16 protein-coding genes and 1 other RNA gene are annotated in these 17282 nt (G+C 33.7%); 10 read left to right on the top strand and 7 right to left on the bottom strand.

Translation table 11 applies throughout. The features are described 5' to 3' along the window. Window positions 1–97: 97 nt before the first annotated feature. Window positions 98–1498, bottom strand: a complete 1401-nt coding sequence (gene mnmE / locus ACVEGE_RS17490; protein ID WP_192501543.1) for a tRNA uridine-5-carboxymethylaminomethyl(34) synthesis GTPase MnmE — start codon at window positions 1496–1498, stop codon at window positions 98–100. A gap of 291 nt (window positions 1499–1789) precedes the next feature. Between mnmE and ACVEGE_RS17485 the strand changes: the two genes are divergently transcribed. Together ACVEGE_RS17485 and ACVEGE_RS17480 are read left to right on the top strand one after the other, a co-directional pair. Further along, the gene (locus ACVEGE_RS17485) at window positions 1790–2626 is read left to right on the top strand and encodes a universal stress protein (protein WP_173855175.1); all 837 of its coding nucleotides are present in this window, start codon (window positions 1790–1792) and stop codon (window positions 2624–2626) included. 212 nt (window positions 2627–2838) lie between these two features. Continuing rightward, window positions 2839–4611, top strand: coding sequence for a MutS-related protein (locus ACVEGE_RS17480; protein WP_192501544.1), 1773 nt, complete (start codon window positions 2839–2841; stop codon window positions 4609–4611). Window positions 4612–4644: 33 nt separating this feature from the next. Here the strand turns inward: ACVEGE_RS17480 and ACVEGE_RS17475 are convergent, their stop codons facing one another. Next, a complete protein-coding gene (locus tag ACVEGE_RS17475; RefSeq protein WP_225738164.1) occupies window positions 4645–4983 on the bottom strand; it encodes a DNA polymerase III in 339 nt (112 codons plus the stop codon). A 1-nt stretch (window position 4984) separates the two neighbouring features. Here ACVEGE_RS17475 and ACVEGE_RS17470 point away from each other — a divergent pair, with 1 nt between their 5' ends. Then, window positions 4985–5242 (top strand): hypothetical protein, encoded by a 258-nt coding sequence (locus tag ACVEGE_RS17470; protein WP_192501545.1) that lies wholly within the window; start codon window positions 4985–4987, stop codon window positions 5240–5242. Window positions 5243–5270: 28 nt separating this feature from the next. Here ACVEGE_RS17470 and dnaX read toward each other — a convergent pair whose 3' ends face one another. The 4 genes from dnaX to ACVEGE_RS17450 form a co-directional block, all read right to left on the bottom strand. After that, window positions 5271–6356 (bottom strand): DNA polymerase III subunit gamma/tau, encoded by a 1086-nt coding sequence (gene dnaX / locus ACVEGE_RS17465; protein WP_192501546.1) that lies wholly within the window; start codon window positions 6354–6356, stop codon window positions 5271–5273. 218 nt (window positions 6357–6574) lie between these two features. After that, on the bottom strand, window positions 6575–6871 hold the full coding sequence (locus ACVEGE_RS17460) for a hypothetical protein (protein WP_192501547.1): 297 nt from the start codon (window positions 6869–6871) through the stop codon (window positions 6575–6577). A 71-nt stretch (window positions 6872–6942) separates the two neighbouring features. Next, window positions 6943–7248: a hypothetical protein gene (locus tag ACVEGE_RS17455; RefSeq protein WP_173855170.1), complete on the bottom strand. Its 306-nt coding sequence runs from the start codon at window positions 7246–7248 to the stop codon at window positions 6943–6945. A gap of 64 nt (window positions 7249–7312) precedes the next feature. Further along, complete coding sequence (locus ACVEGE_RS17450) at window positions 7313–7618, bottom strand: hypothetical protein (protein ID WP_173855169.1); 306 nt, start codon at window positions 7616–7618, stop codon at window positions 7313–7315. Between the two features lie 120 nt (window positions 7619–7738). Here ACVEGE_RS17450 and rnpB point away from each other — a divergent pair. Next, window positions 7739–8071, top strand: an RNA gene (rnpB, locus tag ACVEGE_RS17445) — RNase P RNA component class A. A gap of 133 nt (window positions 8072–8204) precedes the next feature. Beyond that, window positions 8205–9140: a ketopantoate reductase family protein gene (locus tag ACVEGE_RS17440; RefSeq protein WP_192501548.1), complete on the top strand. Its 936-nt coding sequence runs from the start codon at window positions 8205–8207 to the stop codon at window positions 9138–9140. Between the two features lie 99 nt (window positions 9141–9239). Here the strand turns inward: ACVEGE_RS17440 and ACVEGE_RS17435 are convergent, their stop codons facing one another. Beyond that, window positions 9240–10784, bottom strand: a complete 1545-nt coding sequence (locus tag ACVEGE_RS17435; protein ID WP_192501549.1) for a hypothetical protein — start codon at window positions 10782–10784, stop codon at window positions 9240–9242. A gap of 154 nt (window positions 10785–10938) precedes the next feature. On the opposite strand from ACVEGE_RS17435, the gene ACVEGE_RS17430 reads away from it, so the two are divergent. From ACVEGE_RS17430 to ilvN, 5 genes are all read left to right on the top strand, one after another. Then, window positions 10939–12102 (top strand): 2-isopropylmalate synthase, encoded by a 1164-nt coding sequence (locus tag ACVEGE_RS17430; protein ID WP_173855166.1) that lies wholly within the window; start codon window positions 10939–10941, stop codon window positions 12100–12102. Window positions 12103–12166: 64 nt separating this feature from the next. After that, on the top strand, window positions 12167–13291 hold the full coding sequence (gene leuB / locus ACVEGE_RS17425; protein WP_192501550.1) for a 3-isopropylmalate dehydrogenase: 1125 nt from the start codon (window positions 12167–12169) through the stop codon (window positions 13289–13291). Between the two features lie 44 nt (window positions 13292–13335). Then, complete coding sequence (ilvD, locus tag ACVEGE_RS17420) at window positions 13336–15009, top strand: dihydroxy-acid dehydratase (RefSeq protein WP_192501551.1); 1674 nt, start codon at window positions 13336–13338, stop codon at window positions 15007–15009. Window positions 15010–15049: 40 nt separating this feature from the next. Beyond that, window positions 15050–16747, top strand: coding sequence for a biosynthetic-type acetolactate synthase large subunit (gene ilvB, locus ACVEGE_RS17415; RefSeq protein WP_192501552.1), 1698 nt, complete (start codon window positions 15050–15052; stop codon window positions 16745–16747). A gap of 4 nt (window positions 16748–16751) precedes the next feature. Then, window positions 16752–17279 carry an acetolactate synthase small subunit gene (gene ilvN / locus ACVEGE_RS17410; RefSeq protein ID WP_173855163.1) on the top strand — a complete coding sequence of 176 codons (528 nt, stop codon included), beginning with the start codon at window positions 16752–16754 and terminating at the stop codon, window positions 17277–17279. Window positions 17280–17282 lie beyond the last annotated feature (3 nt).

Genomic DNA, 17282 nt, shown 5'->3' with positions numbered 1-17282 from the left:
AAGGTCCTGCATGAATTTTTACTGATTACAGGCACGATAATTTCATATTTATGAAACGCAATTGAGATATTAAACTTCTTTTTTAAAGAAAGCACTTTTACTTCCCGATACAAAAGTTAGCAAAAATATTTCCCAACAATTCATCATTGGTAACTTGACCTGTAATCATCCCAAAATGATACAAAGCTTCACGAATATCTAGAGCCATAAGGTCGCTTGATAAGTTAGTTTCTAATCCGTATTTCACTTTAGTTACTTCGTCTAATGCTTTCAGTAATGAGTCGTAATGTCTTGTATTGGTGATTATTGTTTCATTGTTTCGTAAGGCTCCTGTGTTTACAAAAGAGAGTAGCTGATTTTTAAGTTCGTCAACACCAATTTTCTCTTTAGCACTCAGAAAAATTAATTTAATGTTTAAGGTTGCAATTTCTTTTTGAATAGTATTGATTTCAAGATCTGACAATAAATCCAGTTTGTTGATTACAACTACCAAAGGTTTTAAAGGAAACTGGTTCTTAATTTTTTCAATTTCGACAATGTATTCTGAACTTTGAACTTTAAACTTCAAACTATCAAACAAGTATAAAACAACCTGTGCTTGCTCAATTTTTTCGAATGTTTTCTTGATTCCAATGCTTTCTACTACGTCTTTAGTTTCTCTGATTCCGGCGGTGTCAATAAATCTAAAACCGATACCGCCAATCGTTAATTCATCTTCAATTGTGTCACGGGTAGTACCAGCAATCTCTGAAACTATAGCACGTTCCTCATTTAATAAAGCGTTTAATAAAGTCGATTTTCCTACGTTGGGTTCGCCTACAATAGCAACTGGGATTCCGTTTTTAATTACGTTTCCTACGGCAAAAGAGTCGATCAAACGTTTTAAAACAAACTCGATTCGGTTTAATAATTCGTGAAACTGCGTTCTATCGGCAAATTCTACGTCCTCTTCGGCAAAGTCTAATTCTAACTCGATTAGGGAAGCAAAATTCAATAATTCTTCACGCAGTTTGGCAATTTCGTTAGAGAATCCACCACGCATTTGCTGCATAGCGATTTGGTGCGACGCTTCATTGTCTGACGAAATCAAATCGGCAACGGCTTCTGCTTGTGATAAATCGAGTTTTCCGTTCAGGAAGGCACGTAAGGTAAATTCACCAGGATCTGCCATTCGACAACCTTTGCGAAGTAACAATTGAATGATTTGTTGCTGAATGTAAGTAGAGCCGTGACAGGATATTTCGATAGTGTTTTCGCCACTATAGGAGTTAGGTCCTTTGAAGATTGATACTAAAACTTCGTCTAAGGTTTTAGCATCATCAACAATATGCCCTAGATGTAGGGTATGTGTTTTTTGATTTAATAAATTTTTATTTTTAATGGATTTAAAAACCGAATTACCAATGGTAATGGCTTCTTGTCCTGAGATTCTTATGATGGCGATGGCTCCAGCTCCTGATGGGGTTGCTAGTGCTACTATGGCGTCGTTGTTTAGCATTTTTTATTGTATTGGTTGCAAAGGTACTAAAACAAAAGAAGTGATGGAAAGGATTTAAGTTGATTGTTTGTAGGGATCGCGTGAGGGGTAGAAGCAAGTTACCGCAGTAACGCGTATGACCCGACAGCAGCTAGCAAAAAGGGGGATGGCTGCAAACTATATTACCCTTTTTTCTAGCTGGTGGCACGCCCTAATTTATCTTAAAATAGTTATAAAGAACTGATGTTTATCATATTATTAGCGTAATTTTAAACGTAATTTTGATTTATCAATCTATTAAAACATTAGAAAATGAAACGAATCCTTTTTCCAACCGATTTTTCTGAAACGGCAAACAATGCCTTTGTTCATGCGCTAGAATTTGCAAAATTAGTTCAAGGTGAGCTTATTTTACTACATACTTTTGAAATGCCTGTGTTTGATAATCAGTATTTTCCTGAGAATTATATGGTGATTTACGATTCTATGCAGTTATCACAATTTGATATGTTTAAGGATGAAATTCCTAAATTACGTGCTATTGCTGAGCAACATCATTTGGATAAAATTAAAATGACGCACCGTTTAATGGATGGTAGTTTGCTTTTTAATATTGAAAAATCGATTAAGGAAGACAAAATTGATTACGTGGTTATGGGTACAGCAGGCGCCACGAGCTGGACTTCATTTTTTACGGGTACTAACACCGCTAATGTGCTTACGGATATTGACGTACCATTATTGAGTGTTCCTGCTGAAGCAAAATACCAAAAAATTCATAATATAGGCTTCACTACGCGTTTTAGATCTAAAGATAAAAAGGCATTGAAGCAAGTAATAAAAATTGCTAAACTGGCTGGAGCAAGAGTGAAATGTTTGTATGTAAAAACAAGCGATGCTGACGTTGATGAAAAAACAATAAAAAAATGGGAAACAAAATTTGAAAACGAACCCGTAGAATTTTATATAGTAAACAGTGATGAAGTTAAGGAAACTATTGTTGACTTTATTATGTATAAAGAGATCGATATCTTGACCATGCTAACCTATAAAAGAGGTTTCTTTGAAGGTATTATGAATCCTAGTTTGACTAAAAAATTAACTAAGAATTTTGAAATTCCTATTTTGTCGATTACTATTAAGCCGTAATTTTTTTAACGGTTTATTCTAAAAATAAATTTAATAGTATTCTTGTAGTCCCTTATTTTACTATAATTAAGGAGGAATATTTATTGTGAAAGAAAGCAGCGATACTCTTTTGAGTTTTGACTGCTTTTTTTATTAATTCCAGCAACAATTTAAGATTTTATTAGTGAACTTTTTACAATGGAATCCTATATTTGTTTTTCATAAATCAAATAATGAATATATACCAAACCAACCAAGAAAAATACGCTCAAGAGTTAGCGTTAATTAATAAAAAATACACAAGTATAAGCGTTTTAAGGCTTTTAAGTATCTTGTTTTTCATAGGATTCTCCTACTTATACCTTAAAGAAAGTGATCTGCTTTATGTAGGTTTAGCAGTGGTTTCATTCGCAGTTTTTATATTTTTAATGCGTTACCATTCAAAATTATTACTGAAAAGAAAAATTACCGAAGCGCTTGTAGCAATCAATAAAAATGAAGATGATTATTGTAGTAAGAACAGTTTGCCATTTGCAAATGGTGCGGTTTTTAATGATTTTCAGCATCCTTATGCTTATGATTTAGATGTTTTTGGTGACCATTCTTTATTCCAAAATCTAAATAGAACCGCAACTTATGTGGGTAAAAAAACACTTGCCAATCAGTTATTAACGCTTTTGCCAAATGATGCGATTGTGCAAAACCAAGAGGCAGTTAGCGAGTTGACTAAAAAAATAGATTGGCGTCAGGAATTTTTGGCTTTCGCCAAAGTAAGTAAGGACAACAAAACGAGTTATGAAGCTTTATTGACATGGAGTAAATTCCCAAGTTCGTCCTTGCCAAAATGGACTGATGTTGTTTCATACATCATGCCTATTTTGTTTTTTGGTGTTTTGATAACCTATTTTGTTACAGATAATGCTACGTTTTTAAACTACTTGATCTATATCTTTTTAATCAATTTAGGGATTTTAGGGAAATTTTTTAAACGCATCCAGATAGAAATTGCTAATGCCGAAGATATTGATAAGGTCATTAGTCAATATAGTTTGTTGCTAAAAAAGATTGAAGACGAAAAATTTGAATCGACTAAATTAATCGCTTTACAGCAAAAGCTAATTTTTAAAACCACAACGGCTAGTTTGCACCTCAAGAAATTATCGGGATTGTTTGCCAATATGGACACGATTGGAAATCTTGTAGCGGCATCGTTATTTAATGGTACCTTCCTTTTTAATCTTCATGTTTTGAAAAAATTATTGGCTTGGAAAGAGGAACATGCTTCAGTTTTAGAAAATTGGCTGGAGGTAATTGGAGAATTCGAAATGCTGAATAGTTTGGCTAATTTAGCTTATAACAATCCGGAATTTGTATATCCAAAATTAAACTCAGAGGCTAAAATTGATTTTAAAAATTTAAGCCATCCGTTATTAAATTCAGAAAAGAGAAAAGGAAACGACGTCTCTTTTCATCCACAAAGCTTTATGATTTTGACGGGTTCTAATATGTCTGGTAAAAGTACTTTTTTACGAAGCCTTGGTGTTAATATGGTTTTGTCTGGAATGGGATCTGTGGTCTGTGCTAATGAGGCGAATGTGCATCCGTTGCCTATTTTAGTTTCGATGCGATTATCAGACTCTTTGTCTGACAGTGAATCATATTTCTTTGCTGAAATTAAGCGTTTGAAACAAATTATGGATGCTCTAGAAGATCAACCTGCTTTTGTTTTACTAGATGAAATATTAAGAGGAACAAATTCTGACGATAAACGAAACGGAACTATCGAAGTCGTTAAAAAAGTAATTGCTAAAAATGCCGTTGGAGCAATTGCAACCCATGATATTGAAGTGTGTTTAACTACAAATGACTACCCAGAGACGCTTATAAACAAATGTTTTGAAGTAGAAATCGTTGATAATGAATTGCATTTTGATTACAAACTTCGCGATGGAATTTGTAAAAATAAAAGTGCTACTTTCTTGATGAAAAAAATGGGGGTAATTTAAAAAAGGATTGCCAATTATAAATCTACGTAGTTACTAGGTAATATCTAATCCAAATGTTGTTCTTAAAAGATCAATGTTTGGATTTATTTCGTGCAAACGATTGTACCTGTCTTGATCATTAAAACTACGTTTACTCTCAATACTTTCATTTACAATAACTTCAATCGTAATATCATGATTGTGTAAGTGGCCGCGTAAATGGCCAACTAATCCATTTTTTTGACTTTCAAAATCCAACTTAGAACCTTCATTAGGCAATTCAATACTTACTACGGTTCCATTTAATACAGGATCGTTGATCAGTAATAATGACTCCATGATTTTAAACCCTTTCGAACCTAATTTCTTAGCATAGTTCGTCCATTGAATCATCATGTCTGTTTCAGTAAAATCCTCGGTAGGTAAGTTCTCGGTAGGTTTTACAAAGTTTTTATTGCTTTCTTCTAATGCTTTTTTAGCTCGGATACTCGCTAATGAAAATGCCGAAACTTTAGGACCATCATGTAACGGAGTTTCCTTTTTAACTACTGGAGGCGGTGTATTTACAGGAGTAACCGTAGCTGTTGGAGTAGGAGCTTTAGTTTCATTAGTTGCTACTGCAGTTGGTTTTGCAACTTCAGCAATGGAGTAATCTTGTTTTCTAAAATACGTAGGCGGAATTATAAAGGACTCAGCTTTTTTTTTTCTCCATCATAGTTGATAGAGGCTAGTTGCATTAAACAAAGCTCTACTAGTAATCGCTGGTTTTGACTTAATTTGTATTTTAAATCACAATCATTCGCTATTTCGATTCCTTTAAGTAAAAAATCGGTGCTGCATTTTTGTGCTTGAACGCCGTACATTTTCTGCGCTTGTTCACCAACTTCTAATAAAGTCAAGGTAGCAGGCGTTTTACTCACTAATAAATCTCTGAAATGAGATGCTAATCCTGAAACAAAATGGTGCGCATCAAATCCTTTAGAAAGAATATCATTGAAGGCCATTAATAAATCAGGTATCTTATTTTCTAGTAATAAGTCGGTTATATTAATGTAAGTCTCGTAATCCAGCACATTTAAGTTTTCGGTTACGGCAAGACGTGTTAAATTAGTACCACAATAAGAAACCACTCTATCAAAAATTGACAAAGCATCACGCATAGCGCCATCAGCTTTTTGAGCAATAATATGCAAAGCATCGTCTTCAAAAGAAATTCCTTGACTAGTTGCTACTTCGGCAAGATGTTCTTTGGCGTCTTTTACAGTGATTCTTTTAAAATCAAATATTTGACAACGGGATAATATTGTTGGAATAATTTTATGTTTTTCGGTCGTAGCCAAAATAAAAATAGCGTGCTTAGGCGGTTCTTCTAGCGTTTTCAAAAAAGCATTAAATGCCGCAGAAGACAGCATGTGTACTTCATCTATAATGTACACTTTATATTTTCCGGTTTGTGGCGGGATACGAACTTGATCAATTAGGCTTCTAATATCATCAACAGAGTTGTTTGAAGCCGCATCTAATTCGAATACATTAAAAGCAAAATCTTCAGTTGGATCATCATAACCTGGTTGGTTAATTTTACGTGCTAAAATACGCGCGCAAGTCGTCTTTCCTACACCACGAGGTCCAGTAAACAGCAATGCTGAAGCCAAGTGATTGCTTTCTATAGCATTCAATAAAGTATTGGTAATAGCTTTTTGTCCTACAACATCATTAAATGTTTGAGGACGATATTTACGTGCCGATACAATAAATTGTTCCATAGATTTTTATTCGATAGCAAATATAGTCATTGCCTTTATATTATGAAAATGATAATTTGGTTAATTCTAAAATTAACAATAGAATAAAATAGGTAAATGTAAAATGTTTTTTAATCAAGTTAATCAAAGCTTTGAAATTCAAAATAATAGCATTTTTTAAACCTATAATACACTAAGGGACCTCTTTTTATAAAAGGCCATAATTATATTAATGGTATTTAATTACGGCCTTTTATTTCAATAGCAATTAATGCTCTTGTTGCCGCACTAATTGAATTTGCTGCAAAACCAGCTACAAAGACGCCTTTAGTACCATCTTTAGATTGGATGCCATATACTACTGATTCATCAGCTGGATTAGAATTTCCTTCATAGCGGTAAATGTGAATTATTTCTAGATCAGTTGAATCATTTACAATGGTATCTTCGTGAAGATTGTAATTGTAAACAAATCCCATTTGTGCTAACTCTTCAAGTGCTATAGAAACAGAAGCATAACGGTAGGTATTTTTCATAGTTTATTATTTTAATAAAATTAAAAAGAAAAAACTATTCTTAAACTCTTTGCTATACTAACTGCAACTAGTTATGACTTGTTTTTATGTCCTTCTATTTCTATATTAATTAATACTTGAGTGGCTTCGGTGATAGAATTTGCTGCAAATCCTGCTACAAAAACACCTTTTTCGCCACTTTTTGATTGAATTCCGTACACCACTGCTTCATCATCAGGATTAGAGTCTCCTTCGTAGCGGTAGACATGCATAATTTCATAATCAGTAGGATTTGCTACGATATGATCTTCGTGTATATTAAAATCATAACTAAATCCTTTTTGTTTTAACTCTTCTAATGCTTTTGAAACTGAAGCGTAGTGATAAATATTTTTCATAATGTAAATTAAATGGTATTGTAATAAGTTGTTGAATTTTAATTGAAAAGCAAATAGAAGTTTTTTATCGGTTACGGCCGTCTTTGGTAGTGATATTGATCAGTATTTGTCCAGCTTCACTAACCGAGTTTGCTGCAAATCCTGTAACAAAAACACCTCTTCGTCCCGTGGTGCACTTTATACCATAAACAATAGCTTCGTCACCGGGATCTGAATTGCCTTCATAGCGATAGATGTGTTCTATTTCATATTTTTCTGGACATTTAACAATATCTTGTTCATTTAGATTAAAATCATAAGTGAATCCTTTTTCATGTAAATCGTCTAATGCTTTAGAAACAGTGGCGTAATGGTACATTTTAATTTTCATAAATACGGCTGGTGTTAGTTATGTACTAAAGATAACTATTTTATAATTAATAGATTGTAAAAGTGTTGTTAAAGTAAATAATAGAAAGTAGTAAAACAGCAATAAATAGTGTAGATTTGCGACACAGACCGCCTTATCGCTGTTTTGCTTCTGATAGCTATTGGGACAAAAGAGAGGAAAGTCCGGACACCATAGAGAAGTATAGCGGGTAACACCCGTCAGTTCTAATTTATTAGGGCTAGGACAAGTGCAACAGAAAGTATGTACAGGTAATGCTGTAGTGAAACCAGGTAAACTCTATACGGTGAAATATCAAGTATATCAGCATTTAAGGGCTTCTCGCTCGTTGTTGAAGGGTAGGTAGCTTGAGTCTCAGAGTAATTTGAGATCTAGATAAATGATAAGGCTCCAATTTATTGGAGACAGAATCCGGCTTATAGGTCTGTTTTTTTTCTTTTTATTAAAATTTAATGAAGTAAGGAATGTTAATTCTAAAGTAACCCATTAAAAAATTATGTTTCTTCAAGTTTATTGGCTTGATGACTTAATTTTTTAGTGGTTTTATTTTTATATAAAAACGGTAAGCATGAAAACAAGAATTGGAATTTTAGGATTAGGTGGAGTAGGAGGGTATTTTGGTGGACTTTTGGCGAAAGCCTATAGCCAATCAAATACCATTGAAATTGTTTTTATTGCACGCGGAAAAACGCAAGAAATAGTTGCAAAATCAGGACTTAAACTAATCACAGATAATGATGAAACCTATGTTTTTCCCACTGTAGTTTCTAATGACCCTGAAGTAATAGGTAAATTAGATTACCTAATATGTGCTACTAAAACGTATGACATCGAGGAGAGTTTGTTATCATATAAAAAATGTATTACTAAAAACACCATTTTTCTACCTTTATATAATGGTGTTGATGCTCCTGAGCGTATCAGTGCCATTTTTCCTGATAATGAAGTATTACAAGGTTGTGTGTATATTGTTGCTTTGATCGAAAGTCCTGGTGTGATTAAAAAAGTAGGCCCTTTTGAAAAATTATTCTTTGGTTCCCATTCGGTTTCCATTTCTAAATTGAAAGCGCTGCAAACTATTTTTGAAAATGCTGGGATTCAAAGCACTCTAGTTGATCAAATTGAAGAAACGGTCTGGGAGAAATTTATTTTTATCTCTAGTTTAGCTTCAGCAACATCTTATTTGAATCAAAATATTGGAGAAATTATAGGTTCTAATACTAGTAGAGCTGTTTTTGTGAACTTATTACAAGAAATCACGATGCTCGCAGCTGTCAAAGGGTTGGAATTACCTAATGACATTACAATGAAAACTATTCAAAAATTAGAGAAAATGCCTCATGAGGCTACTTCCTCAATGCACCGTGATGTGATTGCAGGACATAAATTTGAATTAGAATCGCTAACAGCTTTTGTAGTAAATGAGGGGTTGAAATATGAAGTAGACATGCCTACCTATCAAAAAGTACTGGATGCATTGGCTTTGAAAATGCCTTCTGAATAATGTACTATTCCAGAATATTAATAGATTATAGTAATCTATTATAAAGTTAGATTCATAATAAAGCCCGTCTAGAATACTGCTATGACGGGCTTTTTTGTTTTAACGATTGATCAGTTGTGCTTTTTCACGCATGATATCAGCTATTTTTCTATTTTCAATTTTACTCTCTAACCAAGAGATAATATCTAGGTATAAAAAAGCTCTTTTTTCATAGGTATTTTTCTCTAACTCAATAAAGCGGACACGCATTTTTATGAACTCCTTTTTAATATCTGCAGGGTATAATGAATTTAAGTTTTTCAAAAACCGAATAATCTCTTTTTGAACTTCATGCAAGTCATTCATTTTTAATAAAAACTTATAGGTACTTTTAAGTTGTGCCTCTAGATTAAAATCTTTACCCATTTCATAATGTTCAATTAAATAAAGCAATCGTGCAAAACACATCAAATCCTCACGCATGCTTAGATTTTTGTTGTTTATAATTTTCTCTAAGTAAAAAATAGATTCGGCATACTTTTCTGTTCCAAAATAAATACACGCAATTTTATAATAAAATAACATCTCGTGATGCTCATCTAGATGTTCACTATGCAAGTTTATTTTATGTAATATTTCCGGAATTAAATATTCGCTTTCGCTAAAAGTACCCTCGAGAATATGATAATTTAGTTTATTATTATACAAATACAAGAAAGACAATGACGCTACATTATCATTAACTGGAAATTTGGGGTTGTTAATCGTCTCTTCTAATTTTAATAAATATTTTTTAAAATTAGACTTGTACTTTAACATGAACAATGATTCTAATAAATAATGGTTTCCTTTTAAGAAAAATACCGGATTTAGATAAATCATATTGGGGTTGTCATAAAATAAGGTAACCCATTTATAAGCATATTTATAACTGCCTAAAAAATCTTGTACTAAAAAACTGTGCCATAAATTAGCATTGTAAAACCAGTATTTTTCGCGAAAGCCAAACTTAGTCTCATCAAATTTTGAGATGTGCTTTGTAAAATAGTCATCTATATATTGAAACTCTTCATCCGTTTTTACGTAGCCTGTTTTAAGCATGATGCCATACAGTTGAAGTGATAAATTAGATAATTTACTAGAAATAGTATTTTGGTAATTTAATTCTTTGGCTTGAATAACTAACTCGTCTGCGCGACCTTGTATACTTCGGGTAATGTATTGTGATTCGATTAATTTTTCGAACTCTACAATTTCAAAGGCCATATACTTTTCGTCATTCTCTAGCGCTTGAATTTTAGTTTTGTCCAATATTTTTAGACTTTGCTTATACAGTCCTTTATTATAAAGTATGCTTGCAAAGTCAATTTGCTCTCTTAATTGGTATCTAATATTCTGACTTGGAATATTCAAACGGATACTTACTAATATCTGTTTGTACAAATATGATTTCAAATTAGATAGTTGTACTTTTTTAATTGCACCACTTTTTAAAATTATTTTCTCGTCATACGCTTCAGATTTATCTAAAATATTAAATAATTCAATGAACTTAGTATGTGAACTTGTTTCTAATCGGCTGGCAAAAATCTTGAATTGCCTTTTCTCCGACTTAGAAAGTGATTTAATTAATACAAATAAAAAATCTTTTTGATGGTTAGCCATTGTAAAATAATAAAGCTTAAATTGTTGTAAATCAATAACTTGTATGTTTATAGTTTGCTTTATGAGCAGTATATTTGCTAGTATTTGGTTTTATTATGAGGGAATCAAATCTAACTTTGTTATTGAAATGTGAAATTACATTAAATAAATGAATATGAATAGAGAGAAAGTTCAAATTTTTGACACCACTTTAAGAGACGGAGAACAAGTTCCAGGATGTAAATTAGATACCAAACAAAAACTAGTTATTGCAAACCGACTGGATGAGATGGGTGTTGATATTATAGAAGCTGGTTTCCCTGTATCGAGTCCTGGTGATTTTTTATCTGTTTCTGAAATTAGTAAAATTGTAAAAAACGCAACTGTTTGTGGGTTAACTAGAGCAGTAAAAAATGATATTGACGTTGCAGCAGCGGCTTTAAAATACGCTAAACGACCAAGAATTCATACCGGAATAGGAACATCAGAATCTCATATAGTTCATAAATTAAATACCACTCGCGAAGATGTTCTTGCTAGAGCAAAAGCTGCTGTAGCGCATGCAAAATCATATGTTGAAGATGTAGAGTTTTATGCCGAAGATGCTGGAAGAACTGATAATGAATTCCTTGCTCGAGTCTGTGAAGAAGTCATTAAATCAGGAGCAACTGTGCTTAATATTCCAGATACTACTGGATATTGTTTACCAGAAGAATACGGGAATAAAATTAAATACTTGCGAGAAAACGTAAAAGGAATTGAAAACGTGATTTTGTCTTGCCACTGTCATAATGATCTTGGAATGGCAACAGCAAATTCAATTTCTGGAGCAGTAAACGGCGCAAGACAAATAGAATGCACAATCAACGGAATAGGAGAGCGAGCAGGAAATACAGCCCTTGAAGAAGTGGTAATGATTTTTAAACAACATCCTTACCTTAATTTATATACTGACATTGATACCAAACAATTGAACGAAATGAGTCGTTTAGTATCCGAAAGTATGGGAATGGTGGTACAGCCTAATAAAGCAATTGTAGGCGCTAATGCATTTGCACATAGTTCTGGAATTCACCAAGATGGTGTTATTAAAAACAGAGCTACTTATGAAATCATGGATCCTTTAGATGTAGGTGTCAATGAATCTTCAATAGTACTTACAGCTAGAAGTGGTAGAGCGGCACTAGCGTATAGAGCTAAAAAAGTGGGTTACGAATTGACAAAAGTGCAATTAGACATTGTATATGTAGAGTTCTTAAAATTTGCAGATATTAAAAAAGAAGTCATAGATGAAGATATTCATCAAATAATAGAAGCTTGTAAAAGCGTTACTGTATAACTGTTTTATTAGACCAAATAACACAACTAATTATTTTTTCTAATTACCATTAATAGCGAGAGATATGAATTTAAAAATAGCAGTATTATCAGGAGACGGTATAGGTCCTGAAGTAGTTTTACAAGCAAAAAAAGCATTGTATGTCATTAGCGTAATGTTTGATCACGAGTTTATTTTTGAGGATGCTCTTATAGGCGCTGTCGCTATTGATAAAGCAGGGGTAGCATTGCCAGAGCAAACCTTAAACTTATGTTTAAATACAGATGCAGTATTATTAGGAACCGTAGGAGATGGTAACCCTAAACATGATAATAATCCAGATGCCCAAAAACGTCCTTCGCAGGCTGTTTTAAAATTAAGAAAAGAATTGGGGCTTTTTGCCAATAAAAGGCCAATTAGAACGTATTCGACTTTGATGCATTCTTCTCCTTTAAAGAGAGAAATTATTGAAGGAACTGATTTTATCGTTTTCAGAGAATTGACTGGTGGAATTTATTTTAGTGATAAAACCTTAAATGAAGCAAAAACTAAAGCGTCAGATGTATGTGAATATTCCGAAGAAGAAATTACTAGGATCACACACTTAGCGTTCAAATCGGCACAAAAAAGAAGAAATAAAGTCACTATGGTGGATAAAGCGAATGTGCTAGAAACTTCTCGTTTATGGAGAAATGTAGTACAAAAAGTGGCGCATGATTATCCTGATGTGGAATTAAACTTTTTGTTTGTAGATACAGCAGCAATGCAATTAGTATTGAACCCCAAACAGTTTGATGTTATTTTAACAGAGAATCTTTTTGGAGATATTCTTTCAGATGAAGCAAGTGCTATTACGGGATCGATTGGGTTGTTAGCTTCAGCTTCTTTTGGAACTACAAAAGCATTGTTTGAACCTATTCATAAATCGTTTCCACAAGCTAAAGATAAAAATATTGCAAATCCTATTGCATCAATCGTTTCAGCGGCAATGTTGTTAGAACATTTTGGCTTGACCGAAGAAGCAAAACTTGTTCACGAAGCGATCGAAAAAGCAATTGAATACAATGTAGTAACTATTGATTTGAATCCAGGAACTAGTTTTGGAACTAATGAAGTAGGAGAGTTTGTTTCTAATTTTATTTTGAATAAAGACGACTTAATGTACTTCAATAATGACAACGTACACATCGGGCAATCGACAATCGTTTAAAAACGAAAATTAAATTAAAAATACAGATACACAACATATAGATAATGGAATTAAATAAATACAGTAAAACCATCACACAAGACGAAACGCAACCAGCTGCTCAAGCTATGTTGTACGGAATTGGTTTAACCGAAGATGATTTAAAGAAAGCACAGGTTGGAATTGTAAGTATGGGGTACGAGGGAAATACTTGTAACATGCACTTAAATGATTTAGCTAAAGACATTAAAAAAGGAGTATGGAAAGAAGACCTTGTTGGTCTAATTTTTAATACTATTGGTGTGAGTGACGGAATCTCAAATGGTACTGACGGAATGCGTTTTTCACTAGTATCAAGAGATGTAATTGCTGATTCTATCGAGACAGTAATGGGAGCACAATGGTACGACGGTTTAATAGCTGTTCCCGGTTGTGATAAAAACATGCCTGGATCGGTAATTGCAATGGGGCGTGTAAATCGCCCATCGATTATGGTTTATGGGGGTACCATTCACTCTGGAAAATGGAAAGGTGAATCACTAAATATTGTTTCCGCTTTTGAAGCTTTAGGGAAAAAATTCAGCAATACAATCGAACCAGAAGACTTTAAAGGAGTAATTAAAAATGCTTGTCCAGGTGCTGGTGCTTGTGGCGGAATGTACACGGCAAACACCATGTCATCAGCAATTGAAGCCTTAGGAATGAGTTTGCCTTATAGCTCTTCTAATCCGGCTTTAAGCCAAGAAAAAAAGCAAGAATGTATTGATGCTGGTAAAGCAATCAGAATATTATTAGAAAAAGATATCAAACCTAGAGACATTATGACTCGTGAAGCATTTGAAAATGCGATTACGATGGTGGCAGTTCTAGGTGGTTCTACAAATGCAGTAATGCACTTAATTGCAATGGCGCATTCTGTTGATATCGAAATCACATTAAAAGATTTTCAAGATATTAGTGATAAAACACCTTTGCTTGCTGATTTAAAACCCAGCGGAAAATACCTAATGGAAGATTTACACGAAGTAGGTGGTGTTCCAGCTGTAATGAAATACTTATTAAAAGAAGGATTGCTTCACGGAAATTGCTTGACTGTAACCGGAAAAACATTAGCTGAAAACTTAGCAGCTGTTCCAGATTTAAATGACGGACAAGAAGTTATACACGAAATACAAAAAGCTTTAAAAGCAACAGGAAATATTCAAATCCTATATGGTAATCTAGCCGAAGAAGGATGTGTTGCTAAAATTAGTGGTAATGAAGGAGAATATTTTGAAGGTGACGCTATTGTTTATGAGAATGAGCATGATGTAATTACAGGAGTTCGAGCGGGAGAGGTAAAACCAGGTAATGTGGTCGTCATTAGGTACTGTGGACCTAAAGGTGGGCCAGGAATGCCTGAAATGCTAAAACCAACATCAGCAATTATGGGTGCGGGTTTAGGAAAAAGTGTCGCTTTGATTACTGATGGTAGATTCTCTGGTGGTTCACATGGCTTTGTTGTAGGTCACGTAACGCCTGAAGCTTTTGATGGAGGTGGAATTGCACTAGTTCAAAATGGTGATATAATTACTATTGATGCCGTAAAAAACACAATCAATCTAAAAATTTCTGACGATGAGTTTGCTGCAAGAAAAGCAAAATGGGTACAACCCGTATCGAGTATCAAAAAAGGAGTTTTACTAAAATACATTCGTTCAGTATCAAGTGCATCTACAGGATGTGTAACTGACAAATAAAGCAAAGAGCAATAGTCTCAGCGCGAATAAATTATAACCGATGGAAACAAATAAAATATCAGGCGCAGAAGCCGTTATTAGATGTCTATTAGCAGAAGGAGTAGATTTGGTTTATGGTTACCCAGGTGGTGCAATCATGCCAGTTTATGACGAATTATATAAGTTTAAAGATGAATTGCATCATGTGCTTGTGCGCCATGAGCAAGGTGCAACGCATGCTGCTCAAGGATTTGCTAGAGCAACAGGTAAGGTAGGTGTAGCCATCGCTACTTCAGGTCCTGGGGCAACTAATCTAGTTACCGGTATTGCTGATGCGCAAATTGACTCAACGCCTATGGTGTGCATTACAGGTCAAGTGGGTAAACATTTGCTAGGATCAGATGCTTTTCAAGAAACAGATATTATTGGCATTTCGACTCCGGTAACCAAATGGAATTACCAAATTACAGAAGCTTCTGAAATTCCAGAGATTATGGCAAAAGCTTTTTATATTGCTAGATCAGGTCGTCCAGGTCCAGTATTAGTAGATATTACTAAAAATGCTCAGTTTGATTTACTTGATTTTAGTTATAAAAAATGTACAGGAATTAGGAGTTATGTTGCGGTACCCAAATTAAAATTGGATAAAGTAAAAGAAGCTGCCACTTTAATTAATAATGCTAAAAAACCATTGATCGTTTTTGGACAAGGAATTATTTTGGGTCAAGCCGAAGCATTATTCAAGGAATTTATTGAAAAATCAGGTATTCCTGCAGCGTGGACAATTTTAGGCCTTTCTGCTTTGCCTACTGATCATCCTTTGAATGTGGGAATGTTAGGAATGCACGGAAATTATGCTCCTAATATGTTAACTAATGAATGCGATGTACTTATTGCGCTAGGAATGCGTTTTGATGACCGCGTAACTGGAAATTTAGAAACGTATGCTAAGCAAGCAAAAGTAATTCACTTTGATATTGATCCATCAGAAATTGATAAAAATGTAAAAACTGAGGTTGCAGTTTTAGGAGATGTAAAAGAATCATTAGCAGCCTTGCTACCTTTAATCGAAAGTAAATCACATGCAGTTTGGCATGACGAATTCAAGAGATTATATAAAATTGAATGTGAGAAGGTAATTAACGAAGAACTTGCACCTACAAATGGTAAAGGAATTTCTATGGGTGAAACGATAGAAATGATTAACAAACATTCAAAAGGAGATGCTATTATGGTATCTGATGTTGGGCAACACCAAATGTTTACTTGTCGCTACTCGAAGTTCAATCAATCTAAGAGCAATGTAACATCTGGAGGATTAGGAACGATGGGATTTGCTTTACCAGCAGCTATTGGTGCAAAAATGGGAAGACCTGATCGCGAAGTAGTCGCTATAATAGGTGACGGTGGTTTCCAGATGACAATACAAGAATTAGGAACTATTTTTCAAACTAAAGTTCCTGTGAAAATTGTGGTACTTAACAATGAGTTTTTAGGAATGGTACGCCAGTGGCAACAGTTATTTTTTGATAGAAGATATGCATCTACCGAAATGACCAATCCTAATTTTGTAGCCATTGCTGAAGGTTATTATATTAAAGCTAAAAAAGTTACAAAGCGAGAAGATCTTGATGCTGCTGTCGCCGAAATGATGGCGTCAAAAGAGTCTTACTTTCTAGAGGTTATGGTTGAAAAAGAAAATAATGTATTCCCAATGATACCTACAGGAGCGTCAGTTTCGGATATCAGATTAAGTTAATAATATGGAAAATCAAACATTCACTATTTCTGTTTATTCAGAAAACAACGTTGGATTGCTGAATAGAATATCAGGAATATTCTTAAAGCGTCACATTAATATATTAAGTCTAAATGTTTCAGAATCAGAGATTGAGACTGTTTCTCGTTTTATTATTGTTGTCAATACAACTGAAAAATGGGTGCAAAACATTGTAGGTCAAATAGAAAAACAAATTGAAGTCATTAAAGCATTTTATCATATAGATGATGAAACTATTTTCTTAGAAAATGCTTTATTTAAAATAGAGTCGAGTTTATTATTTGATGAAAGACAAATCCAGAATATCATTAAGGAGAGTAACTCAGAGATTGTTACTGTTGCAAGAGACTTTTTTGTGATTTCAAAATCAGGAAAACGTTCAGAGATTGAGGAGTTGTACAGTAGGTTAAAACCCTATGGAATTATGCAGTTTGTACGTTCCGGAAGAATATCTATTTCCAAAGAAAAAATGGAAATTTCAGCATTATTAGAAGAATTAAAACAAAGATAAAAA

The organism is Flavobacterium sp. PL002, from assembly GCF_054165825.1.
The sequence above is the reverse complement of the archived record's forward strand: the minus strand, read 5'-3'. Positions and strand labels throughout refer to the sequence as shown.